Origin of the sequence: Hymenobacter properus (assembly GCF_015694735.1) — a bacterium.
Taxonomy (GTDB): Bacteria; Bacteroidota; Bacteroidia; order Cytophagales; family Hymenobacteraceae; genus Hymenobacter; species Hymenobacter properus.
On the sequence record NZ_JADQDP010000008.1, the window covers coordinates 16867 to 41988 of the forward strand.

Annotated in this window: 23 protein-coding genes; 18 read left to right on the forward strand and 5 right to left on the reverse strand. The window is 62.0% G+C overall.

Features of this window, described 5'->3' with window-relative positions; genetic code table 11:
* Positions 1 to 13: 13 nt before the first annotated feature.
* From I2I01_RS22100 to I2I01_RS22115, 4 genes are all read right to left on the reverse strand, one after another.
* A complete protein-coding gene (locus tag I2I01_RS22100; RefSeq protein ID WP_196288710.1) occupies positions 14 to 1771 on the reverse strand; it encodes a hypothetical protein in 1758 nt (585 codons plus the stop codon).
* 126 nt (positions 1772 to 1897) lie between these two features.
* Complete coding sequence (locus I2I01_RS22105; protein ID WP_196288711.1) at positions 1898 to 2521, reverse strand: helix-turn-helix domain-containing protein; 624 nt, start codon at positions 2519 to 2521, stop codon at positions 1898 to 1900.
* 11 nt (positions 2522 to 2532) lie between these two features.
* Positions 2533 to 2910 (reverse strand): cupredoxin domain-containing protein, encoded by a 378-nt coding sequence (locus I2I01_RS22110; protein ID WP_196288712.1) that lies wholly within the window; start codon positions 2908 to 2910, stop codon positions 2533 to 2535.
* A 12-nt stretch (positions 2911 to 2922) separates the two neighbouring features.
* On the reverse strand, positions 2923 to 5190 hold the full coding sequence (locus I2I01_RS22115) for a heavy metal translocating P-type ATPase (protein WP_196288713.1): 2268 nt from the start codon (positions 5188 to 5190) through the stop codon (positions 2923 to 2925).
* Positions 5191 to 5441: 251 nt separating this feature from the next.
* Between I2I01_RS22115 and I2I01_RS22120 the strand changes: the two genes are divergently transcribed.
* The gene (locus I2I01_RS22120) at positions 5442 to 7154 is read left to right on the forward strand and encodes a DUF262 domain-containing protein (RefSeq protein WP_196288714.1); all 1713 of its coding nucleotides are present in this window, start codon (positions 5442 to 5444) and stop codon (positions 7152 to 7154) included.
* A gap of 93 nt (positions 7155 to 7247) precedes the next feature.
* On the opposite strand, the gene I2I01_RS22125 is transcribed toward I2I01_RS22120, so the two are convergent.
* Positions 7248 to 8093: a trypsin-like peptidase domain-containing protein gene (locus I2I01_RS22125; protein WP_196288715.1), complete on the reverse strand. Its 846-nt coding sequence runs from the start codon at positions 8091 to 8093 to the stop codon at positions 7248 to 7250.
* A gap of 390 nt (positions 8094 to 8483) precedes the next feature.
* On the opposite strand from I2I01_RS22125, the gene I2I01_RS22130 reads away from it, so the two are divergent.
* The 17 genes from I2I01_RS22130 (at position 8484) to I2I01_RS22205 (ending at position 25121) form a co-directional block, all read left to right on the forward strand.
* A complete protein-coding gene (locus I2I01_RS22130) occupies positions 8484 to 8957 on the forward strand; it encodes a hypothetical protein (protein ID WP_196288716.1) in 474 nt (157 codons plus the stop codon).
* 128 nt (positions 8958 to 9085) lie between these two features.
* The gene (locus I2I01_RS23455; protein ID WP_262386163.1) at positions 9086 to 9217 is read left to right on the forward strand and encodes a hypothetical protein; all 132 of its coding nucleotides are present in this window, start codon (positions 9086 to 9088) and stop codon (positions 9215 to 9217) included.
* Positions 9218 to 9267: 50 nt separating this feature from the next.
* Positions 9268 to 10215, forward strand: a complete 948-nt coding sequence (locus I2I01_RS22135; RefSeq protein ID WP_196288717.1) for a heavy metal-binding domain-containing protein — start codon at positions 9268 to 9270, stop codon at positions 10213 to 10215.
* A 50-nt stretch (positions 10216 to 10265) separates the two neighbouring features.
* Positions 10266 to 11093 carry a DUF305 domain-containing protein gene (locus tag I2I01_RS22140; RefSeq protein WP_196288718.1) on the forward strand — a complete coding sequence of 276 codons (828 nt, stop codon included), beginning with the start codon at positions 10266 to 10268 and terminating at the stop codon, positions 11091 to 11093.
* 36 nt (positions 11094 to 11129) lie between these two features.
* The gene (locus I2I01_RS22145) at positions 11130 to 11651 is read left to right on the forward strand and encodes a heavy metal-binding domain-containing protein (protein WP_196288719.1); all 522 of its coding nucleotides are present in this window, start codon (positions 11130 to 11132) and stop codon (positions 11649 to 11651) included.
* Positions 11652 to 11743: 92 nt separating this feature from the next.
* The gene (locus tag I2I01_RS22150) at positions 11744 to 12994 is read left to right on the forward strand and encodes a TolC family protein (protein WP_196288720.1); all 1251 of its coding nucleotides are present in this window, start codon (positions 11744 to 11746) and stop codon (positions 12992 to 12994) included.
* Entirely contained in the window at positions 12994 to 13602 is a 609-nt protein-coding gene (locus I2I01_RS22155) for a hypothetical protein (RefSeq protein WP_196288721.1), read from the forward strand. Before I2I01_RS22150 ends, I2I01_RS22155 begins: the two co-directional genes overlap by 1 nt.
* Positions 13586 to 14725, forward strand: coding sequence for an efflux RND transporter periplasmic adaptor subunit (locus I2I01_RS22160; protein WP_196288722.1), 1140 nt, complete (start codon positions 13586 to 13588; stop codon positions 14723 to 14725). The genes I2I01_RS22155 and I2I01_RS22160 overlap by 17 nt, the downstream gene beginning before the upstream one ends.
* 3 nt (positions 14726 to 14728) lie before the next feature.
* Positions 14729 to 17950, forward strand: coding sequence for an efflux RND transporter permease subunit (locus I2I01_RS22165; protein ID WP_196288723.1), 3222 nt, complete (start codon positions 14729 to 14731; stop codon positions 17948 to 17950).
* Positions 17951 to 17960: 10 nt separating this feature from the next.
* Positions 17961 to 18554: a helix-turn-helix transcriptional regulator gene (locus tag I2I01_RS22170; protein WP_196288724.1), complete on the forward strand. Its 594-nt coding sequence runs from the start codon at positions 17961 to 17963 to the stop codon at positions 18552 to 18554.
* Positions 18555 to 18648: 94 nt separating this feature from the next.
* The gene (locus tag I2I01_RS22175) at positions 18649 to 19347 is read left to right on the forward strand and encodes a hypothetical protein (RefSeq protein WP_196288725.1); all 699 of its coding nucleotides are present in this window, start codon (positions 18649 to 18651) and stop codon (positions 19345 to 19347) included.
* A 134-nt stretch (positions 19348 to 19481) separates the two neighbouring features.
* Entirely contained in the window at positions 19482 to 19820 is a 339-nt protein-coding gene (locus I2I01_RS22180; protein WP_196288726.1) for a four-helix bundle copper-binding protein, read from the forward strand.
* Positions 19821 to 19958: 138 nt separating this feature from the next.
* Positions 19959 to 20168 carry a heavy-metal-associated domain-containing protein gene (locus tag I2I01_RS22185; protein ID WP_196288727.1) on the forward strand — a complete coding sequence of 70 codons (210 nt, stop codon included), beginning with the start codon at positions 19959 to 19961 and terminating at the stop codon, positions 20166 to 20168.
* Between the two features lie 108 nt (positions 20169 to 20276).
* Positions 20277 to 21317 carry a DUF2231 domain-containing protein gene (locus I2I01_RS22190; protein WP_196288728.1) on the forward strand — a complete coding sequence of 347 codons (1041 nt, stop codon included), beginning with the start codon at positions 20277 to 20279 and terminating at the stop codon, positions 21315 to 21317.
* A 14-nt stretch (positions 21318 to 21331) separates the two neighbouring features.
* Complete coding sequence (locus I2I01_RS22195; RefSeq protein WP_196288729.1) at positions 21332 to 23773, forward strand: multicopper oxidase domain-containing protein; 2442 nt, start codon at positions 21332 to 21334, stop codon at positions 23771 to 23773.
* 28 nt (positions 23774 to 23801) lie between these two features.
* Positions 23802 to 24251, forward strand: coding sequence for a DUF305 domain-containing protein (locus I2I01_RS22200; RefSeq protein WP_196288730.1), 450 nt, complete (start codon positions 23802 to 23804; stop codon positions 24249 to 24251).
* Positions 24252 to 24338: 87 nt separating this feature from the next.
* Entirely contained in the window at positions 24339 to 25121 is a 783-nt protein-coding gene (locus tag I2I01_RS22205; protein WP_196288731.1) for a DUF6122 family protein, read from the forward strand.
* Position 25122 lies beyond the last annotated feature (1 nt).

A 25122-nucleotide genomic window follows, 5' to 3' on the forward strand; every position in this document is an offset into this window, starting at 1 on the left:
TTTCCGGCCTCCTTTACGCTCCCGTTTCATCGTCCGCGCCGCGGTTGATGATGGGCAGAATCTGGTACAGCATCTCTTTCGGGATGCCTAGCATATCGCGCTTTTCCGCGTAGTTCTCTAGAAATAGGGCGAACGGATGCACACTTTGCATCTGCCGCTGCTCGTCCTGGGCCTCGCTGATACCATCCCAGGCCGGCGCTCGCAGGTAGGCTACGTACTCTTCCAGCACCTCTTCAAACACCAGGCGACCGTCACGGAAGTCCTCGTGGTAGGCCAGGAGCGTGTCAGCGTCGATGATAATCAGCGGGCGCACGTTGTGCACCGGTAGCTCTTCCTGCGCCAGCTTAGCCAGCTCCTCCTGAAACCAGTCGTTGACGACCACATTCAGGCCGGGCTGGTTATAAAGGCGGTCATGCACCACCAGCACCGGGTAAATTATCAGCTCGGCCGGGTCGAAATCGGTATCAAAAAGCAGCTTGTGGCGGAGCAGTCGGTCCACGTTGTTAGCCAGTTGTCTCGCGGCTTTTGGGTGCTGGTTCTCATCTGCGTAGAACTTTTTCTTTACCTCATCCAGGTACGTGGCGAAGTCGTGGCCGGCCTTGGCAGTCTTGTTTACCCACACATCTTTCGACTCGAAAAGCACGGCCCGATTATCGTGACGGAAATAGTAGTCGGGCTCGGATTGCCCTTTCAACTGCCAGCCGTCAAGGATGGCCCGGCCGCTCAAGGCTAATCCCCGGTCCCGAAAGGTGGCATCGAGCAGCATGTACATGAGGTACTGCTCCGAGAACAAGTCGCAGTACACCGAGCGCCAGTCGGACTCCTGCTGGCCTTTCGGCAAAGACCGGTTGGCCAAATTGAACTGGAAATACAAGCCCTTGTGCATGGCTTCCACCACCAAGACCGGATAGGCCAGCACAAATGTGCCCGGCGTTTCCTCCACCAGCGGGGTAGCCCGCAGACTGGTGAAATCGGCTTTATCCAGTGGCTGGCCTTCGCGAAGTGCAAAGTGTCGCAGAAAGGCCCGGTCAGCCTCAAAGTCCGGTTGGCTCTCAGGTATCTCGACGGAGATGCGCCCCGGATTTTCCGCCTGCATCACAGGCTTCGTTACGCCACTGAGCTTACGAAAATACTCGGGCCAGTCATGGCAGCCAAAGCGTTGCAGAAAAGCTTGCAGCAACGGGGCAAAACGAGGCTCCGCCTCCAAAAACTCGAATAGTCGCACTGACTTAATGAGTTGCAGGACGGCGATATTGAGCAGGCGCAGGTTCACCAACTCAAAATCGGAGAACGTTAGCGCCAACGTCATTGCCGCAAGTGGCTGGGTCGGGAGCAGCTCCTTCGCTGCGGCTGAAGCTTTTTCTTGCTCCGCGATATATGGGCCGTTCAGCACCAAGCACGCTTTAAACAAGCTCTTCTCCAATTCGGCAGACGACTTGGTGTCGGGCTCATCCGGCAGTTCGAAGCAGTAATAGTAGAGCTGCAGCACCGTTTTGGGGTGCAGAAAGCTCAGCCGGCCATGCCCCCGGTTTTGGAGCACCTTCGCCCGGTAATACACCTCGTCGGCAAACAGCTGGCTATGGGTGCCAAAGAACTGCTGCATGTCCGTGATATGGTTCCGCTTGGGGGCCGGCACTTGGCTGAGGTAGCCCAGCAGGTGCGATACGCATTGCAAGCGCCGTAGCCGGCTGATGCCCGAGAGATACGCCTCAATGGGCAGTGCGGGCTCGGAAAAAAGGTAGGGGAAGTCAACAAGTAATCCTCTCGTCATAAGCAAATCAGGAGCCGGGAAGTTAGGTGAATGGCTCCTGAGCAGATGAACAGTAAAAAACAGTCCGGCGTTAAATCTGCTGCTGTTTTACTTTCTAATTACCGCTGTTTGCACCCTTACTTGCCACTATATCAGCGAATCCAGACTGCGGCGGGCGTGGCTGGCTGGCCCCAGTCGCTGGAACTCGGTGGGGGTAAGGCCGGTCACCTGCCGGAACTGGCGCGAGAGGTGGGCCGGGCTGCTGTAGCCCAGCTGCTGCGCCACCTCGGCCATGGGCAGCTCGCCGTAGCCAATCAGCTCCTTGGCACGCTCCACCTTCTGGCGAATGATGAATTTCTCAATCGTGAGGCCTTCGGAAGCGGAGAACAAATGGGAAAGATAGTGGTAGTCCTTGCTCAGGTGCTCCACCAGATAATCCGAATAGTTAAGCAGGCGCGGGCCGGGCGGCGGGTAGTGAATCAGGGCCACCAGCAGGGTTTTAATGCGGTCCACCAACTGGTCGCGGGGGTCTTCGAGCAGCTCGAACCCGGCGTCCTGCAGGCTGGCCCGGATGGCTGACCAGTCGGGGGCCGCCCCGTCGGGAGTGGACACGTCGGCCTCGCCCAGCGCCACTCGGTGCACCGTCAGGCCCAGTGCCGTCAGCTCCTCGCGCACCACCCGGATGCACTGCGGGCACACCATGTTCTTAATCAGCAGCCGGTGCGAACCGGGCGGCGGCAGGACGTGGGCAATACTGACGTCGGCTTTCATGGGGTGCGGCATTATTTCACCACTAAGCTACCCCGCAGCATGCCCATGCCGCAGGTGAACGTGAACGTGCCGGCCTGCTTCGGCAGCAGCTCCACCAAGGTGGTCTTGAACGCGGGCAGGTCGCGGCGGATGCTAAAATCGGGCATCAGCAGTTCCTCCGAGCAGCTGTTTTCCTCGTCGCGGTAGAAGCTCAGCTGCACGGGCTTGCCGCGCTCCACCTCAATCACGTCGGGCGAGTAGCCGCCCTTCACGGTGATGGCCACCTCCTGCACGCCGCTGGACGAGGAAACGGCATTGGCCGTCTGGCGAGCCGAGAAAAAGAAGTACCACAGCACAAACCCGGCGAGGGCCAGGCCGGCAACGGTGACGATAATGGCGGTCGTATCCATAGCGGAGTGGAATTAATGATTGTCGAAAGCGCGCAGGCGCAGCGAGTTGGTCAGCACCGACACCGAGCTAAGGGCCATGGCCCCGGCCGCGAGCATGGGCGAGAGCAGAATGCCGAAGAAGGGGTACAGCAGTCCGGCCGCTACGGGGATGCCCAGCGTGTTGTAAATGAAGGCAAAAAACAGGTTCTGCTTGATGGTGCGGATGGTCTGCCGGCTCAGCTCGATGGCCGTCACCACCCCGTTCAGGTCCGAACGCATGAGCGTGATACCGGCCGCTTCCATCGCCACGTCGGTACCCGAGCCGATGGCCAGGCCGATGTCGGCCTGCGCCAGCGCCGGCGCGTCGTTGATGCCGTCGCCCACCATGGCCACGGTGCGGCCCTCGGCCTGCAGCTCCTTCACCTTGCCGGCCTTATCGGCGGGCAGCACCTCGGCGAAGTAGCGCGTAATGCCCACCTGCCCGGCCACCTGGGCAGCCGTTTCGGCGTTGTCGCCGGTCATCATCACCACCTCAATGCCCAGGGCCTGCAGCTTTTTGATGGCCGCGGCCGACGTGTCGCGCACGGTATCAGCCACGCCCACCAGGCCCACGGCCTGACCGGCCATGGCAATGTAAAGCACAGTTTTAGCCTGGTTCAACAGCTGCTCGGCCTGAGCAATCAGGTCGGGCGAGAGACTCACGCTTTCGTCAGACAGCAGGCGACGGTTGCCGATGAGCACGGCCTGGCCGCTCACGGTGGCGGCGGCCCCTTTGCCTTCCACGGCCCGGAAGCCGGTCGCCGTCAGGCTGGCCCCTGCCTGCGCCTCGGCGTGGCGCACCACGGCCTCGGCCAGCGGGTGCTCACTCTGGCGCTCCACGGCGGCTACTACTTGCAGCAGCTGATTGGCCTCCTGCCCGGGCAGCGTCCAGAAATCCGTCACGGCGGGCTCGCCGCGGGTAATGGTGCCGGTTTTATCGAGCAGCACGGTGTTTACCTGGTAGGCCTTTTCCAGCGCCTCGGCGTTGCGGATGAGTACGCCGTGCTCGGCCCCCTTGCCGGTGCTGACCATGATGGCCGTGGGCGTGGCCAGCCCCAGCGCGCAGGGGCAGGCAATGATGAGCACGGCCACGAAGTTGACCAGGGCCAGCGGCAGGCGGGTGCCGGCCGAGGCCAAATCAAACCACAGCACGAACGTGAGAATGGCAATGACCACCACCGTGGGCACGAAAATGGCGCTGACTTTATCGGCCAGCCGCTGAATGGGGGCGCGGCTGCCTTGGGCATCCTCCACCAGCTTCACAATCTGCGAGAGCATAGTGTCGGCGCCCACCTTGGTCACGCGAAAGCGGAAGGAGCCGGTTTTGTTGAGCGTGGCCCCGAACACCGCATCGCCCACCTGCTTTTGCACCGGTAGGCTTTCGCCCGTGAGCATGGCCTCGTCGAGGGCTGAGCTGCCTTCGGTAATGAGGCCGTCGGTGGCCACCTTCTCGCCGGGACGCACCACCACCAGGTCGCCCAGCTGCACCTGCTCGATGGGCACGTCGACTTCTACGCCATCGGGCCGCACCACGCGGGCGGTTTTGGCTTGCAGGCCAATCAGGCTGCGCATGGCGGCCGAGGTCTGGGTCTTGGCGCGCAACTCCAGCACTTTGCCCAGCAGAATCAGGGCAATGATGGTGGCCGTGGTGTCGTAGTACACCTCCGGCATGATGCCCTGGCGCATAAACCAGCCTGGTACCACGGTAGCCGCCAAGCTGTAGAGAAACGCCGCGCCGGTGCCCACGGCAATCAGCGTATCCATGTTGGCAGAGCGGTGCTTGAAGCCGTTCCAAGCCGATTCGTAGAACTCGCGCCCGCTGTAGCCCAGCACGGGCAGCGTGAGCAGCAGCAGGGCGTAGTTGAGCCACTGCATATTGATGCGCGCCATCATGGCCGGCCAGAGCATGAGCATGCTCAACGGCATTATGAGGAGGGCCAGGCCCACGGCCACCCCGAAGCGGCGCTTGAGCTTGGCATAGGCCAGCGCCTTCTGGCGGTCGATTTCGGCGCTGCGCTCGGCGGCGCTGGTGTCGGGGGCACGCTCCATCACGCCGTAGCCGGCGTTGATGACGGCTTCCTTGAGGGTGGCCGGGGAAGCCTTGGTCGGCACGTAGTCCACGGTAGCCTTCTCGGTGGCAAAGTTGACCATCGCCCGCTGCACGCCGGGCGTGCGACTGAGCGACTTCTCGACGGCGGACGCGCACGAGGCGCAGGTCATGCCTTCGATGTCAAGGGTTTCGGTTTTGGTGGCGGGTTCCATAAGAAGCGGCGTAATGAGTGGTTTTTGAGCCGTTTAGCCAGTTGGCGAAAGCCCATAATCACGCTACAAAGGAACGGCTATCGAAGAGCGAAGTTGGTACTAAATACCGCCGCAGAATTGCATAATTTGACGGGTAACGCTGCACCGTTTTTGGTATTTGACTACTAAACTCATTTCGCTTATCCACCAAAGTTCAGCAGGCTGCTTACTTTCACGCTTTGCCCAAAATATCACGCCGGCCAGTATAACTGATGCTCAACCTAACCAAATTCGAGGACCTGTTTGCGAGTGATGACGCGACCTATGAAATACCGCAATACCAGCGGGCCTATGCCTGGGGCGACAAGCAACTCGACCAGTTGCTGATTGATTTGCGCGAACAGCCTCTCAACAAGGACTACTACCTGGGTCACTTTCTATTGGAGCGGCCCGACGTGAACAAACGACATTATTACGTTATCGACGGGCAGCAGCGCATTACCACCGTAGCCGTATTCTTTAGCTGTCTGATTGAGGAGTTGCAGCTTCGGGAGCGCAATGGCGAAGTGCTGGTTGATTCGGACGGTAGCCCGGTCCAGCCCTGGCGTTGGGAAGAGCGCTACCTCGTGCGGCTCGGAATGCGCCGGTTTCGGACAGTGACCGCCGATGATGAGTTTTTTAACCGCGCCTTCGTTCAGCGGTTGACCAACGCGCAACCTGACCCCGCCCGTCAATCACAAAAGCGCTTGTTTCACGCTCAGCAAGTATTAAAAGAAGCGTTTGCGGCGGAAACGGACACCGCCATTTTGCTGCGCTGGGCGAAGCTGCTGGCCACGGCTAGCGTTTCAGCTTTTGAGGAATCCGACAAGGTGCGGGCTACCCAGATTTTCGCATTTCAAAACGACCGAGGGGCCAAGCTTACCACGTTGGAAAAGCTCAAAGCATATCTAATGCACCGGGCTTACCTGGATGACTCCACCAATCAGGCCACCTACACAATTGCCCACGTCGAGCGTTTTTTTGCTGACATCTACGCGCTGACCGAAGAAATTGACCTGGGCGAAGACACCGTTCTCCGCTACCACAACGTCGCCTTTGGCCCTACCTGGGAGGATGCTTTTGAAAACGTGAAAACGGGGCTTCGCGCCGCTGCCGACCACGCGAAAGCGTCCTGGATTACGACGTACTGCGATAGTTTGCGGCAGTCTTTCAAAACGGTAGTGGACGTAACCCGGCGGGCAGCCGGGCACAGCCACCTTACCGGGCTGCTTTTTTTGCGTAGCGAAGACAACTGGCCGCTCATTCTCAAAATTCAGCGGTACCACGGCCACGACCAGGCGTTATGCGAAAGCTTATACCGCCTCATGGAAATCGTGAGCTTCAAGATGGAGTTCTCGACGGGCGATTACCGGAGCCACGATTTCCACAGCTTAGCCAAACACTATGCTGGAGATGCAGTGGCGTTGCGTGACACCTTGCGGGAACAGGCCCAGAACGGGTTTCGTTGGTGGTGGACGTTTACCCAGAACTTTCACGACCGCCTCGACGGTGACCATCATTACGACCGGGTTACGCGCTATTTGCTTTGGCAGTACGAAAACGAGCTGCGGCGCACCTCGCCTAATAGCGTGCCGGTGTCCGGGGCTGATTTCCTCAACGTGTGGCAAGTAAAGCGCTGGGAAGGGACACTCGACCACATCACCCCGCAGAACCCTGAAGCGGTAGAATACACGAAGGAATTTGCCAAAACGCGCTTGCACAATCTTGGCAACCTGGCCCTGCTCATGCTCGGGCCCAACGCCAGCAAAGGCAATACCTTGCCGCAGCACTGCATCCCACTTTTCAGCGAATCTACCTACCTCGCTGACCGCGAGATTGGGAAAGTGCTGCAGAAGGACAACCGGTGGGACGAGCCCCACATTCTCGCCCGTAAGCAGCGCATCGTTGATTTTACCAAAGCCTACTGGGCGGTGCCAGCCAGCTAGCCGTTTCCCCTATGCACAAAGCGGCCGGGGCTCGGCAGCGGGGCAAATACCCTGCTACTAAACCCCGGCCTGCTGTGGCTTCGAGCGCGCCGTTTAAGAAGCTACTACCTGGCTCTGCCGGGTCTTAATCGTCGTGGATACCGGAATGCTCAGGCCAAACGCCTGTCTCATGAACTCCAGCAGCACCGCCGTGCGCGTGACCAGTAGATGGCGTTGCCGGCCACGGCCGCTATTCATTTCCTCGGTGATAATGCCCGCCAGCTTTTTCTCCTGAGCCGGGTCGCGCTGCAGGTAGTTGCCGGTATCCCACACGCCGCCGCCACTAATGCCTTCAAGGTCCGGGGTTTTGTGCGGGTCGGGGTTGGGGGCGGAAACCACCAGGCCCGTGGCGTTGAGCACCAGGTGGGCACCGCGTTGCAGCCCCTTGCTCGCCAGGTCGAAGTCCGTTGCCTCCGGCGCTTGCAGGAAGTAAGGCTTCGGATGAACCGCACCACCGTAGACTTTGGTCTTGGTAGCCGGATAGCCAACCAGCAGGTAGTTGCCGGTAAGGGTCTTCTGCCGCAGGGACAGGTCATCCAGCGTTAGGAACTGGTAGGCCTGCTGCAACTCCGCTATCTGCGGTGCGTCGCTCAACTCAAGCACGGCTAGGTCAATGACGGTTGGTTTCGTGGAACACCACTTGCCGGCCAGCTTCACTTCGTAATCGCCCAGCACCACGTAGGTGTTGCTGGTGGCACCCTTCATAACATGGGCGGCCGTTGCCACGAAGTAGCGGTCGTCAATGGTCAGCAGCACGCCGCTGCCGAGGGCTTCGAATCTGTCGTCGCCGTTGTACCAGTAGAACTGGATGGTTGATTGCAGTATCGCATAAGTGGCGATACTTAATTGTTGGGCTTTCACTTGCTGAAAAAGCTCCAGGGTTTCAGGCGTTATTGCCATAGTTAAAAAGGGTTGAAAAAAATAAGTTATTGATTGGGGCACCAAGAATTAGCCTTAATGACCCCTCTCACAGATAAATACGAAATCCACCCTGCCACTTGGAAAAGAGCCCAAAAGTATTTTCGATACCTCGGGACATTATCAAGTAGTTACCCGCACCTAGCTTATAAAATCTCGCAGCCTACTTGCATAATTTTGCTTTTTGACCGGAAACGACATGTAGCTGATATGGAAGCAGATGGCGCTGAATCGCTCAGCAGCGCCGTTTTATCATCCTAGCCCCACCGCACTCAAACCACCACCGGAACCCTTTCGGGGCATTGCGGGTAGATATGCAGTCCTACTCCTTCCCGGAGATAAGTCTAATTTTGCGGTTGCTTAGTGCCCGTTATGTTCCGTAGCCTGTTCCCCTTCCGCCGTTTGCTGGCGACGAGCTTCCTGCTCGTCTTCGTCAATGTGTTCGTGGGGCAGTGCTGGTGCGCATCGGTGAACCCTGCCCAGATGGCTCCGCCAATGGCGGCCATGAGCCACCACCAAGCGGAAAAGTCCGCGCATCCGGGCTGCCACGGCCACGGCGCAGTAGCCGAGCATCACGGCAAGCATGATGGCCACCCGGGCAAGTCGACCCGCAACCATGACTGCTGCAAGGACAAATCGGCCTCGCTGCTTTCGTCGCTGACTTCTCCGGCGCAGAAGCAGCTGCTGGTGCCCGCTCCGGCGTTACTGCCCGAAGCCATGGATTTTCACTTCCGGCCCGCCGCCGGCAAGTGGGACCGTACCTGCGCGGTCACGCTGGTGCCCAGGGAGCACCTGCCGCCCAAAATACCCGACATCCGCATTTTCATCCAGTCGCTGACTGTCTGATTGTTCCGACGCGCTAAGGCTCGCGCCGGCATAGCTATGCTATGTCCGGGGCGGGCCTTTTCGTTTGCTCGTCCGCGTGGCCCGGCCGCGCCCCCTTCCCCCATTTTCCTGGTTTTTCCTCCCGCGCAATGAAGAGTTGCTGTCAGGAGGCCGGTGCGCCGCCCCCGCGTGGGCCGGGCCGTCGCTGGCTGTCCTACCTGCTCTACGCCGGGCTGGCTGCCGCCCTGGGCTTCGTGCTCTGGCAGCAGTGGCAGGCGTAGGCCCCAACGGCCCTTTCCGGGGCCGGATTTCCCATCCCATACCCGTTTTCATGAACCGCTTTCTTGTTCCGCTGCTGGCCGCTGCCAGCGTTTTCACCGTTGCCAGCTGCTCCTCCGATTCGTCCAGCAGCAGCGCCACCAACACCGTTACCACGCCCACCGGCACCGCGCCCGATAGCACGGCTGCCCACGCCGGGGGCCACACCTACGCCTGCCCCATGCACCCGGAGGTGACCAGCACCAAGCCCGGCGAGAAGTGCCCCAAGTGCGGCATGGAGCTGGTCCACAACGACCAGGTGAGCAACGGCAAGAGCTACCAGATGCAGTTCGAGCCCAAGCCTATGCAGCTCGTGGCCGGCCAGCCCGTTACGCTCACCTACACCCCGCAGGAAATCGGCAACGAGAAAGCGCCGGTGCCGCTGGCGGTGGTGCACGAGAAGAAAATCCACCTCATCATCGTCCGCAAGGACTTGTCGGTGTTCGACCACGAGCACCCCGAGTTCACGGCCGATGGCAACTACAAGGCCGCGTTCACCTTCCCCAAGGGCGGCGACTATGTGCTGTTTCAGGACTACACGCCCGATGGCAGCGGCCACCAGCTCGGCCGCCAGGTGGTGAGCGTGCAGGGGCCCAAGTACACGCCCGTCAAGTTCCGCCAGGACCAGATGCAGTGGAGCAAGGATGGCTACCAGGCCACGCTGGCTTTTGACAAGGAGCTGAAAGTGGGCCAGCTGCTGGGCATGAAAATCACGCTGAGCAAAAACGGCCAGCCCGTGACCGACCTCGACAAGTACCTCGGGGCGCTGGGCCACGTTGTGGTCATCAGCGAAGACACCGAGCGCTACCTGCACGTGCACCCCAACGACCAGGCCGACAAGGGCCCTGTCATCGGCTTCAACACCAACTTCGAAAAGCCCGGCCTGTACCGCGTTTTCCTGCAGTTCAACCACGGCGGGCAGATTCACACCGGCGACTTCACCATCAACGTGAAGGCCTAACCTCGGACCCAAAACCTCATTTTTTCACCGCTAACCCCAACCCAAACTCCATGAAAAAGTCCGCATTCATTCTCGCTGCCCTCTGTTCGGGCACCCTGCTGCTGGGCAGCTGCAACTCCGACAAGTCGGCCGACACCACGGCTACCGAAACGACTTCGGCTACGGCCGATACCACCGCCGCGGCCGGCGATATGGCCGGCATGGACCACTCCAAAATGGCTGAGGGCACCGCCGGCACCTCGCCCCTAGTGGCCTCCATGAACGAGATGATGGCCAAGATGGACGCCATGAAGCCCAAGGGCAACACCGACCACGACTTTGCCCACATGATGATGGAGCACCACAAGGGCGCCGTTGCCATGGCCGACATCGAGTTGCGCGACGGCAAGGACGCCACCATGCGCCAGATGGCCGAGAAAATCAAAGCCGACCAGCAGAAGGAAATCGGCGAGCTGGAGCCCATTGCCGAGCGCCTAGACTCGGCCCCGACCAACTACAAGCCCCAGGACCCGGCCGACCCCTTCACGGCCCAGATGAAAACCAGCATGGACCACATGATGAAAAACATGCCCGCGACGGTGGCCGACCCGGACATGAACTTCAACATGCTGATGACCGTGCACCACCAGAGTGCGATGGACATGGCCGAAGCAGAGCTGGCCCACGGCAAGGACAGCAAGCTCAAGGAGATGGCGCAAATGATGATTGATGCCCAGAAAAAGGAGATTGAGCAGTTCAAAGCCTGGCACGCCAAAAATGCCGGCAAGATGAAGCCGACGGCGGCCGTGTACGAGTGCCCGATGGGCTGCGAGGGTAGCCGGAGCAGCAAGCCCGGCAAGTGCCCCACCTGCGAGATGGACCTGGTCAAAAAGGCTTAATCCGCACCGCCTGTACTGCTACGCCCCTTTATGAAAATGCTCCGCTCCCTTCTCGCCGCGCTGGCCCTGCTAGCTGCCGCGCCCCTCGCCCACGCTCAGCACGCCGAAATGGCGGCGGGTGAAACCCACGCCCACGTCGCCCCCCACGGCGGCGTGGTGCGCTCGGCCAGCCCCTATCACCTGGAGCTCGTGGCCCAGCCCACCGAGCTGGCCTTTTACCTGCTGGGTGCCAAGATGAGCGCCCAGCCCAACAAGGGCATGAGCGGCTCGGTGCTGGTGCAGCTGAGCACCAACGCCACCGTGACCGTGCCGCTGGCCCTGGCCGGCGATGACCACCTCACTGCCAAGCTGCCCGCCGGGGCCAAGGTGCGCACGGCCATCATGACGCTGAACACGGCCGACGGCAAGGCCCTGACCGTGCGCTTCGACAAGCTGGACGAGGCCCGCGGCCACAAGGCCGTGGGCGCGGCGTTCGCCTGCCCCATGCACCCGGAAGTGGCCGCCGCCGAGCCGGGCAAATGCCCGAAGTGCGGCATGGCGCTGGTCAGAAAATCCTAGCTGCCGGCGGCTCGCTTCCGGGCCGCTCTTCGTGTACCGCCCCCCTCCGTTGGCTGCTGCCGGCGGAGGGGCCAGTGGCCTAACCAACGCTTATGAATACTCTTCTCATTCGTCACCGCCGGCGGCCCGGGCCGGTACTCTTGCTGCTGTGGCTGGTGCTGCTGGCCGGACCAGCGGGGGCGCAGCAAGTCGTGGTACGCCTCGACAGCGCCGAGCAGCAGGCCCTGCGCCGGCACCCGCGCCTGCGCCAGTCGGCCGAGGAAATCGCCGAGCAGCGCGCCCTGAAGCGCGGCAGCTTTTCGCCCACCAACCCGGATTTTTTGTTCTCCGCGCCCACGGGTGAGCGGTGGGCCCCCGGCGTGGTGCAAACCATCGACTTCCCCACGGTATACCGCCGGCAGGCCCAGGCCGCGCAGGCCGGCATCACCCTGGCCGAGCGGGGCCTGGACGTGAACCGCGCCACCGTGCGGCGCGACGTGCGCCAAGCCTACCTGAGCCTGCAGTTTGCCGAGGCGCAGGTGCGCCAGCTCACCTACCAGGACAGCCTGTTTCGGACGCTGCAGGTGGCCACCGACCGCCTGTTCAAGGCCGGCGAAGTGACCGCCTTGCAGCGCGTGAGCACCGAGGCCGAAGCCCGGCAGGTACGTAACCAGCTCGACCAGGCCGTGGTGGACCAGCGCTCGGCGCAGCGCCGCCTGGGTTTGCTGCTCGGGCAGCCGGAAGCCAACCTCACCGCCGATACCGACCTGCGCCAGACCGGCCCGGAGCTGGCCCGCGCCGGCGCGGAGCTGCTGGGCACGCTGCCCACCCAGGACAGCGCCGCCGTGGCCCTGAGCCCCACGCTGGCCTACTACGGCCAGAACGTGGCCCTGAGCCAGTCGGGCATCAGCCTGGTGCGGGCCCGGCGCACCCCGGCCCTCACGCTGGGCTACCAGAATCAGGCCTATGAGAACTCCGTGGTGAAGTACCGCTTCCAGTTTGGGGTGTCGGTGCCCATCTGGTTCTGGACCTACCGCGCGCAGCTGCAGGCGGCCACGGCGCGCAGCAAGGCCGCCCAGGCCCAGCTGCAGGTGCAACGCCTCGACCTGGGCACCCAGTACCAGCAGGCCTTGGCCGACACGCGCAAGTTCGCCGCCTCGCTCACCTACTACGAGCAGACCGGCCTGCCCCAGTCGCGGGCCATCATCAGCCAGTCGCAACGCCTGTTCAAGGCCGGCGAAATCAGCTACCTCGTGCTGATTCAGAGCCTGAACCAGGCCTTTACCATCCAGAATACTTACCTGACTACTATCCGCGACTACCGTCAGGCCATCGTTGCACTTAATTACCTGCGGGGACAATAATGAAGAAACTCCTCCTGCTTTTGCTGGCGCTGCTGCTGGCCACCGGGGCCCGCGCCCACGGCGGCGAAGACCACGGCGACGCGGCCAAGCCCTCGGCCGGGCCGGTGGCCACCACCTTCTCGGTGGCCGCGCTGTCCGAGGCCTTCGAGCTGCTGCTGCGCTTCGAGCCCCTGAAAAAGGGCGAAGACGCCGACATGCGGCTGTTCGTGTCGGACTACGCCACCAATGCCCCCATCAAAGGAGCCAGGCTGACGGTGACCTGCCCGGAAGCAGCCGATTTGAAGTTCACGGTCAGCGAAAAGTCGCCGGGGGCCTACCTGGTCGAGGGCACGTTTCCGGCCGATAAGAAGTACAGCCTAGCCGTGAACATCGTGGCCGGCGACAAGGCCGACTTAATGCTGCTCTCCGGCATCGAGGTCGGCAAGCTGCTGCCCGTGGCGGCGGCTCCAGCCCCGGCGGCGGCGCCGCTCATCGGCTCCTGGAAAACGGTGCTGCTGCTCTTCGGGGCCTTCGCGCTGGGCATTGCCGCCACCGCCCTGGTTATGCGCCGCCGTCGCTCGGCCGCCGTCCCCACCTCAACGCCCGCTGTTTATGAAAACCACGCATAAGTTTCTCGCCGCCACGGCCGCCCTCGGCCTGGCCTTTTCCGTGCTATTGCCCCCCCCGGCCGCGCTGCTGGCGCATCCCGGGCACGACGAAGCCGCGAAACCCAGCTCTGGGCCCGCCCTGACCGATGCCGTGGCCCTGCCCAAGGAAAGCCAGTTTCTGTTCGGCGTGCGCACGGCACTGGCCAGCTATTCCGATACCTATAATCGCCTGACGCTCTACGGTTCTGTATCCTCATCGTCCGGGGGCGAAGGGCGGGTGGTGGTGCCCCAGACCGGACGCATCGTGAGCCTGTCGGCCAAAGTGGGCCAGCCGGTTCGCGCCGGGCAGGCGCTGGCCGTCATCGACCAGACCCTGGACGCCACCCAGCAAATCGGCCTCAGCACCGAGCGGGCCAACGCCCAGGCCGAGCTGCGCGCCGCCCAGCAGGACTACGCCCGCCTGCAAACCATCGCCGACATCGCCGCCCGCAAGGACGTGGTGGCCGCCGAGCTGCGCCTGCGCCAGGCCCGCCAGAACGCGGGCATTCTCAACGGGCAGGCGAGCAACCGCCGCGTCACGATTACCTCGCCCATCAGTGGCACGGTGGACGTGTTCACCCTGGCCGTGGGCCAGCAGGTGACGCAGGGCGACGAGCTGTTTCGGGTGCTCAACCCCGGCAAGCTGCGGGTAGAAGCGCAGGTGTTTGCGCAGGACCTGGCCAAGATTCCGGCCGGGGCCCAGTTCCAGGTAGAAGGCTTGCAAGGGCAGGCCGGCAGCGCCCCGGCCCGGCTGGTGGTGTTTAGTAACGTGGTAAACCCGGTGAACCAGGCCCGCCAGCTGATTCTGGAGCTGGATAACAGTGGCAGCAACCTGTTCCGCGCCGGCCAGGCCGTGAACGTGCAGGTGCTGGGCCGCAGCGGCGGCAAAAAGCAGCTGGTCATACCCACCTCGGCCCTGACCGATTTGAATGGCAAGCCGGTGGTCTTCGTGCACACCGACCCCGAAACCTTCAAAATCCGCTACGTGCAGCCGGGCTCCGCCAACGGCGAGCAAACCGTGCTGCTGGCCGGCGACGTGAACGAAAATGACCGGGTGGTGAGCGTGGGCACCTACCAGCTCAAATCCATCTACCTCAATCAATAAAGGATGCTTGATAGAATCATCCGTTTTGCCCTGCAAAACCGCCTGCTCATGCTGGCCTTTGCCGTGGGCCTGCTCGTGGCCGGCACGTACACGGCGCGCCAGCTGCCCGTGGACGTGCTGCCCGACCTGGACCGGCCCCGCGTGACCGTGTTCCTGGAAGCGGCCGGCATGGCCCCCGAGGAAGTGGAGGCCCTGGTGACGCTACCCGTGGAAACGGCCCTCAACGGGGCCACCGGCGTGGCAGCCGTGCGCTCCAACTCGGCCATCGGCCTGGGCATGGTGTTCGTGGAGTTCGACTACGGTACCGACATCTTCACCGCCCGCCAGATTGTGGCCGAGAAGCTGCAAACCGTGAGCGGTCAGCTGCCCACCGGCATCACGCCGGTGCTGGGACCGATTTCCTCGGTGATGGGCCAGATTATGCTGGTGGGCCTGTCGGGGGGCAAGCAGACCAACGCGGCCGACCTGCGCACCCTGGCCAACTACACCGTGCGCCAGCGCCTGCTCAGCATTCCCGGCGTGGCGCAGGTCATCCCCATCGGCGGCGACAACCTGCAGTACCAGGTGCTGCTGGATATGCCCCGCCTGAATGCCACGGGCCTGACCGTGACCCAGGTCGAAGAGGCCCTGCGCCGCTCCAACCTCAACACCACCGGCAACTTCTTCGACCGCAACGGCTCGGAGGTGCTCATCCGCAACCTGGGCCGGCTACGCTCGGTGGCCGACATTGAGAACATCATCGTGGGCTACCGGCAGGGTTCGCCCATAAGCGTGAAGCAGGTGGCTACCGTGGCCTTCGGGGCGCGCTTCAAGCGCGGCGACGGCAGCGTAAACGGCAAACCAGCCGTGATTCTGAGCATCGAGAAGCAGCCCGGCACCGCCACCGTAGGCCTGACCCAGGCCGTGGAACAGGCGCTGGTCGAGCTAAAGCCCTCGCTGCCGAAGGACGTGCAGGTGAACACCCGCCTGTTCAAGCAGGCCGATTTTATCGAGTCGTCGATTACCAACGTCGAGGAGGCCCTGCGCGACGGGGCCATTCTGGTGGTCATCGTCCTGTTTGCCTTTTTGCTGAACGTGCGCACCACCTTCATTTCGCTGGTGGCCATTCCGTTGTCACTACTGGTCACGGCGCTGGTGTTCCGGGTGGCCGGCATCAGCATCAACACCATGACGCTAGGTGGGCTGGCCATTGCCATCGGCGAGCTGGTCGATGACGCCATTGTGGACGTGGAAAACGTGTTCCGCCGGCTGAGCGAAAACCAGCACCTGCCCCAGCCCAAACCGGCCCTGCAGGTGATTTATGCGGCCTCCTCGGAAGTGCGCAACTCTATCGTGTACGCCACCATCATAGTGGTGCTGGTGTTCCTTCCCCTGTTTGCGCTCGAAGGCATGGAAGGGCGCATTTTCGCGCCGCTGGGAATTGCTTACATCACCAGCATCGTGGCGTCGCTGTTCGTGTCGCTCACCATCACGCCGGTGCTCTGCTACTACCTGCTGCCTAAAATGAAGCAGATTCGGGCGGCCGAGCAGGAGGGGGGCCTAGTGCGCTGGCTCAAGCGCAAGGACACCGGCCTGCTGGACTGGGGCCTGGCCCACCCGAAAATGGTGCTCACGGTCACCGGGCTACTGTTCGCGCTGGCCGCCTCGCTGGTGCCCTTCTTCGGCACCGAGTTCCTGCCGCCCTTCAACGAGGGCTCACTCACGGTCAACTTCTCGGCCCCGGCCGGCACCTCGCTCACCGAGTCCAACAAGCTGGGCACCTTGGGGGAGGAGCAGATTCTGCAGCTGCCCGAAGTGGCCTACACCGCCCGCCGCACCGGCCGCGCCGAGCTGGACGAGCACGCCGAGTCGGTCAACAACTCGGAAATCGAAGTCGCCTTCAAAACGCCCGAAGAGCTAAAACAAGCGGGAAAAACAATGCGCAGCCGGGAGGAAATCCTGGCCGACCTGCGCCAGCGGCTGGGCCTGATTACGGGCGTTAACGTGAACATTGGCCAACCCATCTCGCACCGCCTCGACCACCTGTTGAGCGGCGTGCGGGCGCAGGTCGCCATCAAAGTATTCGGCAACGACCTGCTGGAGCTACGCCGCTACGCCAACGAAATCCGCACGGCGGCCGGCGCGGTGCCCGGCGTAGTGGACCTGCAGGTGGAAAAGCAGGTGCAGATTCCGCAGCTGCTGGTGCGCCCCCGCGACGCCGCCCTGCGGGCCTACGGGCTGGAGCGCGGCCAGGTGGTGGCCACGCTCGAAACCCTGTTCCAGGGCGACGTGGTGTCGCAGATGCTCGACGGCCAGAAGCGCTTCGACCTCATCGTAAAGCTGCCCGAGGCCCAGCGCAACGACATCGCCACCATCGCCCAGACCCGCATCGAAACCCCGTCCGGGGCGCTGATTCCGGTGAGCCAGGTGGCCGACGTGAGCTACGAGCCCGGCCCCAACACCGTCAACCACGAAAACACCCAGCGCCGCATCACCGTCTCGCTGAACGTGGCCGGGCGCGACCTGGGCTCCACCGTCAAAGAGGTGCAGGCCCGCATCAACCAGCAGGTGAAGCTGCCGGCGGGCTACTACCTGACCTACGGCGGGCAGTTCGAAAGCCAGCAGTCGGCCTCGCGGAAAATTCTCTGGCTGAGCCTGTTCTCGCTGGCCGGCATCTTCCTGGTGCTGTTCTCGCACTTCAAGTCGGGGCTGATGGTGGGGCAGATAATGCTCAACATCCCGCTGGCCCTCATCGGCTCGGTGGTGGCGGTGCTGCTCACCGGCGGCACGTTCAGCATTGCCTCGCTGGTGGGCTTCATCACGCTCACCGGCATTGCCTCGCGCAACGGCATAATGATGATTTCGCACTACATCCACCTCCTGGAGCACGAGGGCGAGCAATTCGGCAAGGAAATGATTATCCGGGGCTCGCTCGAACGCCTGGTGCCCGTGCTGATGACGGCCCTGGTGGCGGCGCTGGCCCTGGTGCCCCTCACGCTGGCCAAGGACGCGCCGGGCAAGGAAATCCTCTACCCAGTAGCCACCGTCATCCTCGGGGGCTTGCTCAGCTCCACCTTTCTCGACATCGTGGTGACGCCGGTGGTGTTCTGGCTTTTCGGCGCCAAGGCCCTGGCCCAGTACCAGCGCGGCCACCACGAGGTAAGCCTCGACGCCCACCCGCAGGAGCTGGATGCCCAGCCGCTTACCCCGCCCGCCGACCTCAACCCGGTGCAGCCGTCCGTCTAAGCTTCTGGTTATGTCCCTGCCTCCACTCCTTACGCCCGACGATGCCGGCTGTGTGCTTTACATCAAGCACATGGTCTGCGCGCGCGGCATTCGGGTGGTGCGCCGGGAGCTGGAAAGTCTGGGGCTGCGTGTGCTCGATGTGCGGCTGGGCGCGGCCACGGTGGCCGGCCGGGCCGAGCAGCTGGACTGGGCGCTAATTCGCCAGGCGCTGGCCGCGGCCGGCTTTGCCCTGCTGGAAAGCCCTGCGCAGGCGCTGGTGGACCGGGTGAAGCTGGCCGTGGCCGGGCTGCTGCGCCGCGCCGATACGCTGCGGCACCGCGAATTCATTCCAGCCCTGGCCCGGGAAATGGACCTGGACAGCCGCCGCCTGCACGCGGCCTTCGCTCAGCTGCCCGGCCACGAAAGCCTCATCAGCTACATCACCAGCCAGCGGCTGGCTTTCGCGCAGGAACTCTTGGCTACTTCCCGGCTCGACATCGGGCGCATTTCCCGGCAGCTGGGCTACGGCAGCCTGGCGCACTTTTCCGGTCAGTTCCGGCGGTTTGCGCAGTGCTCGCCCTCGGCCTACCGGCAGCAGTTGGAAATGAGTGTGGTTAAGCCATAGCGCCCGGCTAGGCTGGGGCAAGGGTGAAGACTACTACCTTGCCAATAGAATCAGAAGTCCCAACTTTTAAACAAGCGTACCTCTCTCTGAAACCATGCTATTCGAAAACACCATTAAGCAACTGGGTTGGTACTTTAAGGGGCAGATTACCACTTGGGGTGTATGGATTGTTGGTTACTACTATGGCTCCGAGAAAGTAGGCACTAAAACCTACCGAGTGAGGTCGAAAGAGATTTCAATTCCTGACTCAAAAGCCAATCGGAAGAAATTTGTCCTGGCAACAAAGAAGTTCTACACAGAAATAAAATTTCCCGCTTACGGCTTTCAATCAGCTGACGACTGGAAATACAAAACCGATTTCACCTCAGACCTTTGGCGCTCCGAGGGCGCACATTACACTTGCTATATCACACTAGACGAAAGCAAGTTAGATGGATTAAGCTTAGAAGGACTGCGAGGCAAAGCCTTAGCGCCCATAAACTATAAGCAGAATCTTGACACGAACAATTTTTCAAACGGGGCTTCTGTCTTATCCCTTCTGGGCTATAAAATCGAGAACTGTCTGACCGTTGAGGTTAGCAACTCTGGAAGCACGAACAAAGGCGTCAATAACGTTGACGTTTTCCCCTATGAATTTACCAGCAAGTACGTTCATGAGCATGATGGTTCGCCTTCCATGCACACTGAAAAATTAGCTGAATCCGATTGTAATAAGTTCGTGAGACGCATACTGATGAATGAAGTAGCTTTATTCATTGATGAAATTATTAAAGTCAAATCCTCCGCTAAGTGATGGGACCTCTGCTGACGCCGGCAGCGCCAAATGATGCAAGCCACGGGGCAATTGATGTAAAACCAGGCTGAGCACAGCGGGTATAAACTGGAGTAATTCCGGCAAAACGCCATTCACTCCTCATTCCAATACCCATGCACGCTCAGAACCAATCTCTCCTCGACGCTCTCAATGCCTGCATCGCCGCCTGCGAGCACTGCGCCACCGCCTGCCTGCAGGAAGAAGATGTCAAAATGATGGCCCGCTGTATTAGCCTCGACCGCGACTGCGCCGATGTCTGCGCCCTGACGGCCCGCCTGATTGCCCGTGGCTCCGAGCACGGCCCGCACCTGCTGCGCGAGTGCGCCGAAGTGTGCAAGGCCTGCGGCGACGAGTGCGCCAAGCACACCCACATGCAGCATTGCCAGGAGTGCGCCGATGCTTGCCGCCGCTGCGAGGAAGCCTGCCGCGCCGGCATGAGCGTAGCCGCCTAAAGCTGCTGCTCCTGGCCGGGTGACGGGAAATCATGCAAGTCCCCTGCGCAATTCTATACCCTTGGCGTGCCACGCTGGCCGCAGCTTTGCGTGTTGTATTTGCACGGGCCCGGTTCGGGCCCTCAACTTCCAATCGTCATGAAAACGCTCCAATTCAAAACCAACATCAACTGCGGCGGCTGCATCAAGGCCGTCACGCCCACCCTCAACGCACAGGCTGGGGCCGGCAACTGGCAGGTCGACACGGCTAACCCCGATAAGATTCTGACCGTGACCACGGACAAGCTCACGCCGGCCGAAGTCGTGCAGGCCGTCGAGCAGGCCGGCTTTAAGATTGCCGCTGCCTAAGCAGCCTCCACTCTTCTAAAAACGCCCGGCCTAGTCGGGCGTTTTTGTTGAGGGCAGGGAGGCTGGGCAGCCGCAATCCGTAACCTATTCGCCCCTTTAACTGCCCCTATGTTTTCAGATTTCCCCAACCTGCATCCCCTGGTCGTGCACGTTCCCATCGTGCTCATTCTGCTGGGCGCGGCCTTGCAGGCCGTACTGGTCTTCAAGGATTGGGAGCAGGTGCGCTGGGGGACGCTGCTCATTATGGCCGGCGGCTTCGCGGGGGCGCTGGCGGCGAGCACCGTGTTTCACGCCATGCCCACGGGCCTGGCTCCCCGGGCGGCGGCCGTGTTCGCGGCCCACGAAAAGTACGCGAGCTATACCCTGTGGCTTTCCGGCATCACGCTGCTGCTGCGCGGCGTCGGTGACTTCTTTAAAATCCAGCGCCGGGCCTACGAGATTCTGGTACTCGCGTTTGCCCTGGCGGCGGCCGGGGTGCTATCGGTGGCCGGCCACCGGGGCGCGCAGCTGGTCTACGTTGAAGGGGTAGGACCACAGGGGCACCTGCTCAATAAAAATCATGGCCACGGCCACGATGAGGCCGACTTGTCCCACTCGGATAGGGACGCTGGCAGCCATGACGAACCGGCCGGTACCGGTGACCAGGCCGGACCCTCTGCCAGCCCGCAATCCCCCACCGCTGACATGCCGGGCATGGATATGAGCACTCAAGCCACTGCGCCCAAAGCGCCGGCCAAGGCTGCGGCGGGTGAGATGGGCACCATGAAAATGGCCGACTCGAAGCCGGCCCACCCGGCGTCCAAAGCGGGGGCCATGGCCGACATGCCCGGCATGAATATGCCTGCTGCTAAAACCCCGCCCTCAATGCCGAAAGGCATGGATATGAGCCGCCCGGCCCGCCCGAATCAGCAGAAAGAAATGTCCGGCATGGCCAATATGCCGGGCATGAAGAGCCAGTCAGCGGGGGCAAAAAAGCCCGGCAAGGCCCCAACAGAAATGGAGGGAATGGCGGATATGCCCGGCATGGACAAAGGCCAGGCGCTGCCAGCAACGGGTGCGATGCCCGGTATGACGATGCCCAATCCCCTGGACAAATTCCGCTTCAAGGACAACAACCCGGCCCGGAACCACCCCACGCCCAAGCAATAGCCGCCATGAGAATTGTGATTTTACTTACCCTGCTGCTTACTTCCCTCGGGGCCGGGGCGCAGTCAATGCCGGGCATGGCTATGCCGAATGCGAAGGAGCCCTACCTCACCCAATCGGCCCCGCCGGCCCAGCAAACGCAGGGCACCGTCGTCGTGCCCCGGACGAGCTACGTGGGCAAGCGCGTAGAATACGACCTGTACATAGAAGACCGCCTGGTCAACTTCACCGGCAGAATGCGCCACGCCATCGGCATCAACGGCCAGATTCCGGCCCCCACGCTGCGCTTCAACGAGGGCGACACGGCCGTTATCCGGGTGCACAACCAGATGGGCATGGAAACCTCCGTGCACTGGCACGGGCTGCTGGTGCCCAATAAATATGACGGCGTGCCCTACCTGAACACGGACCCCATCAAGCCGGGCACGGTGCACACCTACACGTTTCCGCTGCGCCAGAGCGGCACCTACTGGTACCACTCCCACACCATGGTACAGGAACAGTCGGGCCTCTACGGCTCCATCGTGGTGCAGCCCAAAGAAATTCAGTATCAGCTGAAAGAGTACGTGCTGGTGCTCTCCGACTGGACCGACCACCGGCCCACGGAAGTGCTGCGCTACCTCAAGCGGGCCGGCGAGTGGTTTGCCGTGCAGAAAGGCGCGACCCAGAGCTACGGCGAGGCCCTGGCCGCCGGCTACGTCAAGGACAAACTCAAGCAGGAGTGGCAGCGCATGCCGGCCATGGACGTGGCCGATGTGTTCTACAACAAGTTCCTGATGAACGGGCAGGAGCTGAACTACTTCAAGGATGCCCAGCCCGGCGAAGTGGTGCGCCTGCGCGTCATCAACGGCGGCGCCTCGACTTACTTCAAGCTGCAGTATGCCGGCGGGCCGATGCAAGTCATCGCCGCCGATGGCATCAACGTGGAGCCCTTCCCAACCAGCAAGCTGGAAATTGCCACCGCCGAAACCTACGACCTGCTCATCACCGTGCCCCCGATGGGCGCGGCTGAGCTGCGGGCTACCTCCTCCGACGTGACGGGCTACACCTCCGGCTACTTCGGGCAGGGCGAGCCGATGCGCACCCCCGACCTGCCCAAGCTCAACTACTTCCAGATGACGCGGGAGATGAACAGCATGGGCAACATGAGCGGCATGAAGATGGGCGGGGCCGGCCAGATGGACGCAAAAGGAGCATCGGCCCCGACTGGTGGCGACATGAAAAACATGGACATGGGCGGCAGCCAGGCCGCGAAGACGCCCGCAGCGAAAGGCGAAGCCCCCATGGCGGGCATGGACATGCAGCAGGGCACCGCCCCGGCCACCTCCACGGCCCCGCCCCGCAACCGCCCGATGAACCAGCAGGAAAAAGGCGATATGGGCATGGGCAGCCTGCAGGACTCGGGCAGCATGGGCGGCATGGACATGGGCGGAATGACCATGGGCGGCATGAGCGGCGACTTCAACTACAACCAGCTTCGCGCCCTGCACCCTACCACCCTGGACTCGACGAAGCAGTGGCGCGAAATCCACCTCAGCCTAACCGGTAACATGCTGCGCTACGTTTGGTCGTTCGACAACAAAACCCTGTCCGAGTCCGACAACATACCCATCCGCAAAGGCGAAAACGTGCGCATGGTATTCCAGAACATGACCATGATGCGCCACCCGCTGCACCTGCACGGGCATTTTTTCCGCCTCGTGAATGCCCAGGGCGCGTACTCGCCCATGAAGCACACCTTTGATATTCAGTCGATGGGCAAGGTCACCATTGAGTTCGACGCCAACGAGGACCAGGACTGGTTTTTTCACTGCCACACCCTCTACCACATGATGTCAGGCATGGCCCGCGTCATCAGCTACGAGGGTAGCCCCCAAAACGAGTACGCCCGCACGGGCTACCGCCACCTCAAGCGCGAGGACAACAAGCTCTACCCCTGGGCCGACTTGGCGGTGCATTCGCAGGGCAGCTTTCTGGAAGCCAACCTCTCCAACAATAAGAACGCGCTCGAATTTGAGGGCCGGGTAAACTACCAGGGCAACTACGAAACCGAAACCCACCTGCTGCGCTACCTCGACAAGCGACAGTTCCTGGCCGCCTTCGTGGGCTACGACCTGCGCGACAACAAAACCCTGCGCTCGGCCTCGGACACCGAAGGCGGCAACCGCCGCACCGAGGAAAACAACCGCAACTTCCGCCGGCAGGCCGAAGTCGGCGTGTACTACCTGCTGCCCCTGCTCGTGCGCGCCGAGCTGCGCACCGACCTCACCGGCCAGCTGCGGGCACAGCTGGAGCGCCGCGACATCCCCTTGAGCAACAACGTATTTATGGACATCCGCGGCAATACCGACCGTGAATTTACCCTCGGCTTTCGCTACATGGTCAGCAAGTACGCCTCGCTCAGCACCAACTACGACAACCAGTACGGCTGGGGCGCGGGCCTCACCTTTCACTATTAACCCATTTTTCCTCTTTTCTCTCTGCGTTATGAACAAGGGCAGCTACTCCAAATTCTTCCTGATGCTCGCCGCGTCGTTCGTTGTGATGCACCTCATCACCTACCTGAACACCTACGAGTGGGACCACATCTACCCCAGCATCAACCGCTTCTATATGACCACGCTCATGGTATCGGCCATGGGCCTGCTCATGCTGGGTTTCATGGCCCACATGTACCCCGACAAAGGCAAAAACCGCCTGATAGTGCTGGGCTGCGTGGCGGTGTTTGTAGGAGCGCTGGCCATGCTGCGCAGCCAGACGCTGGTCAACGACACGCGCTTCATGGAATCGATGATTCCGCACCACTCCATCGCCATTCTGGTCAGCGAGCGGGCCACTCTCAAAGACCCCGAAGTGCGCACGCTGGCCGATAGCATCATCAGCGCCCAGAAACGCGAGATTGGCCAGATGAAGCGCATGCTGCACCGGCTGCAGTAAGCCGGCCGGCCCCCGGGTGCTCAGGCTCCGCCAGCCAAGGCCAGCCCTTGGCGTTCGGCCCGTAGCCGGTTCACCACAAGCCCAACTATGCCCCCGTTGCTGGTTTTTCGCCTCATTATATACGTAGCCGCTGGTCTGCCCCTGGTCCTGGCTGGATGCCGGGCGGCGGCGGTTGTCCCACAGTTTTCAGCTGCTGCCGGCTTCCGTGCCCCGCTGCCAGCCCAGCGCTTCGACACCGTGAAGACTGGCACCGCCCACGATTATGCCACCGCCCCGCAGCGGCAGGCAAATGCGGAGGTCCGGCCCCGGGTCGTGCGCCCGCCGGAAACGGCGCCCAGCGAGAAACAGGAGCCGGCGGGCACGCCAGGCAGGAGGAGGTATGCCAGAGCAGCGGCCGGGGATTCTACGCGCAGCTTACCCCAGCTGGTGGCACCGCGCCAGCCGCGTAAGCCACCCACATTCAAACTATTCAGTGCCCAAACGCTGGTGCACTACAGCCTGCACTTTGCTTTCCCGGCCGTGCTGTCGCTGGTGTTTTTTCCCTTGATGTGGCAAACGGCCTACCTGATTATGCTGGCCACGATGCTCATTGACCTGGACCACCTGCTGGCCAAACCCATCTTCGAACCACGGCGCTGCAGCATCGGGTATCATCCGCTGCACTCTTTTTACGCCGTGCCGGTGTACGCCTTGCTGCTCCTGCTGCCCGCCACGCAAATGGTTGCCGTGGGCATTCTGTTCCACCTGTTCACGGATACGGTAGATTGCTTGTGGAGCTTCCGCCACTGCCACGAATGCTACCTCAACTCCCGAATCTACGCCCTGCGCAGCTGGGTGCGGAAGCTACTCGGCCGGGAGGCAATGGATTAGC

Coding starts and splice junctions, on each gene's coding strand:
- I2I01_RS22160 (WP_196288722.1), top strand. CDS start 13,586: ATGAAAACCACGCATAAGTTTCTCGCCGCCACGGCCGCCCTCGGCCTG.
- I2I01_RS22205 (WP_196288731.1), top strand. CDS start 24,339: ATGCCCCCGTTGCTGGTTTTTCGCCTCATTATATACGTAGCCGCTGGT.
- I2I01_RS22125 (WP_196288715.1), bottom strand. CDS start 8,093: ATGGCAATAACGCCTGAAACCCTGGAGCTTTTTCAGCAAGTGAAAGCC.
- I2I01_RS22180 (WP_196288726.1), top strand. CDS start 19,482: ATGCACGCTCAGAACCAATCTCTCCTCGACGCTCTCAATGCCTGCATC.
- I2I01_RS22135 (WP_196288717.1), top strand. CDS start 9,268: ATGAACCGCTTTCTTGTTCCGCTGCTGGCCGCTGCCAGCGTTTTCACC.
- I2I01_RS22105 (WP_196288711.1), bottom strand. CDS start 2,521: ATGAAAGCCGACGTCAGTATTGCCCACGTCCTGCCGCCGCCCGGTTCG.
- I2I01_RS22100 (WP_196288710.1), bottom strand. CDS start 1,771: ATGACGAGAGGATTACTTGTTGACTTCCCCTACCTTTTTTCCGAGCCC.
- I2I01_RS22140 (WP_196288718.1), top strand. CDS start 10,266: ATGAAAAAGTCCGCATTCATTCTCGCTGCCCTCTGTTCGGGCACCCTG.
- I2I01_RS22110 (WP_196288712.1), bottom strand. CDS start 2,910: ATGGATACGACCGCCATTATCGTCACCGTTGCCGGCCTGGCCCTCGCC.
- I2I01_RS22145 (WP_196288719.1), top strand. CDS start 11,130: ATGCTCCGCTCCCTTCTCGCCGCGCTGGCCCTGCTAGCTGCCGCGCCC.
- I2I01_RS22115 (WP_196288713.1), bottom strand. CDS start 5,190: ATGGAACCCGCCACCAAAACCGAAACCCTTGACATCGAAGGCATGACC.
- I2I01_RS22200 (WP_196288730.1), top strand. CDS start 23,802: ATGAACAAGGGCAGCTACTCCAAATTCTTCCTGATGCTCGCCGCGTCG.
- I2I01_RS22170 (WP_196288724.1), top strand. CDS start 17,961: ATGTCCCTGCCTCCACTCCTTACGCCCGACGATGCCGGCTGTGTGCTT.
- I2I01_RS22155 (WP_196288721.1), top strand. CDS start 12,994: ATGAAGAAACTCCTCCTGCTTTTGCTGGCGCTGCTGCTGGCCACCGGG.
- I2I01_RS22175 (WP_196288725.1), top strand. CDS start 18,649: ATGCTATTCGAAAACACCATTAAGCAACTGGGTTGGTACTTTAAGGGG.
- I2I01_RS22190 (WP_196288728.1), top strand. CDS start 20,277: ATGTTTTCAGATTTCCCCAACCTGCATCCCCTGGTCGTGCACGTTCCC.
- I2I01_RS22185 (WP_196288727.1), top strand. CDS start 19,959: ATGAAAACGCTCCAATTCAAAACCAACATCAACTGCGGCGGCTGCATC.
- I2I01_RS22150 (WP_196288720.1), top strand. CDS start 11,744: ATGAATACTCTTCTCATTCGTCACCGCCGGCGGCCCGGGCCGGTACTC.
- I2I01_RS23455 (WP_262386163.1), top strand. CDS start 9,086: ATGAAGAGTTGCTGTCAGGAGGCCGGTGCGCCGCCCCCGCGTGGGCCG.
- I2I01_RS22120 (WP_196288714.1), top strand. CDS start 5,442: ATGCTCAACCTAACCAAATTCGAGGACCTGTTTGCGAGTGATGACGCG.
- I2I01_RS22130 (WP_196288716.1), top strand. CDS start 8,484: ATGTTCCGTAGCCTGTTCCCCTTCCGCCGTTTGCTGGCGACGAGCTTC.
- I2I01_RS22165 (WP_196288723.1), top strand. CDS start 14,729: ATGCTTGATAGAATCATCCGTTTTGCCCTGCAAAACCGCCTGCTCATG.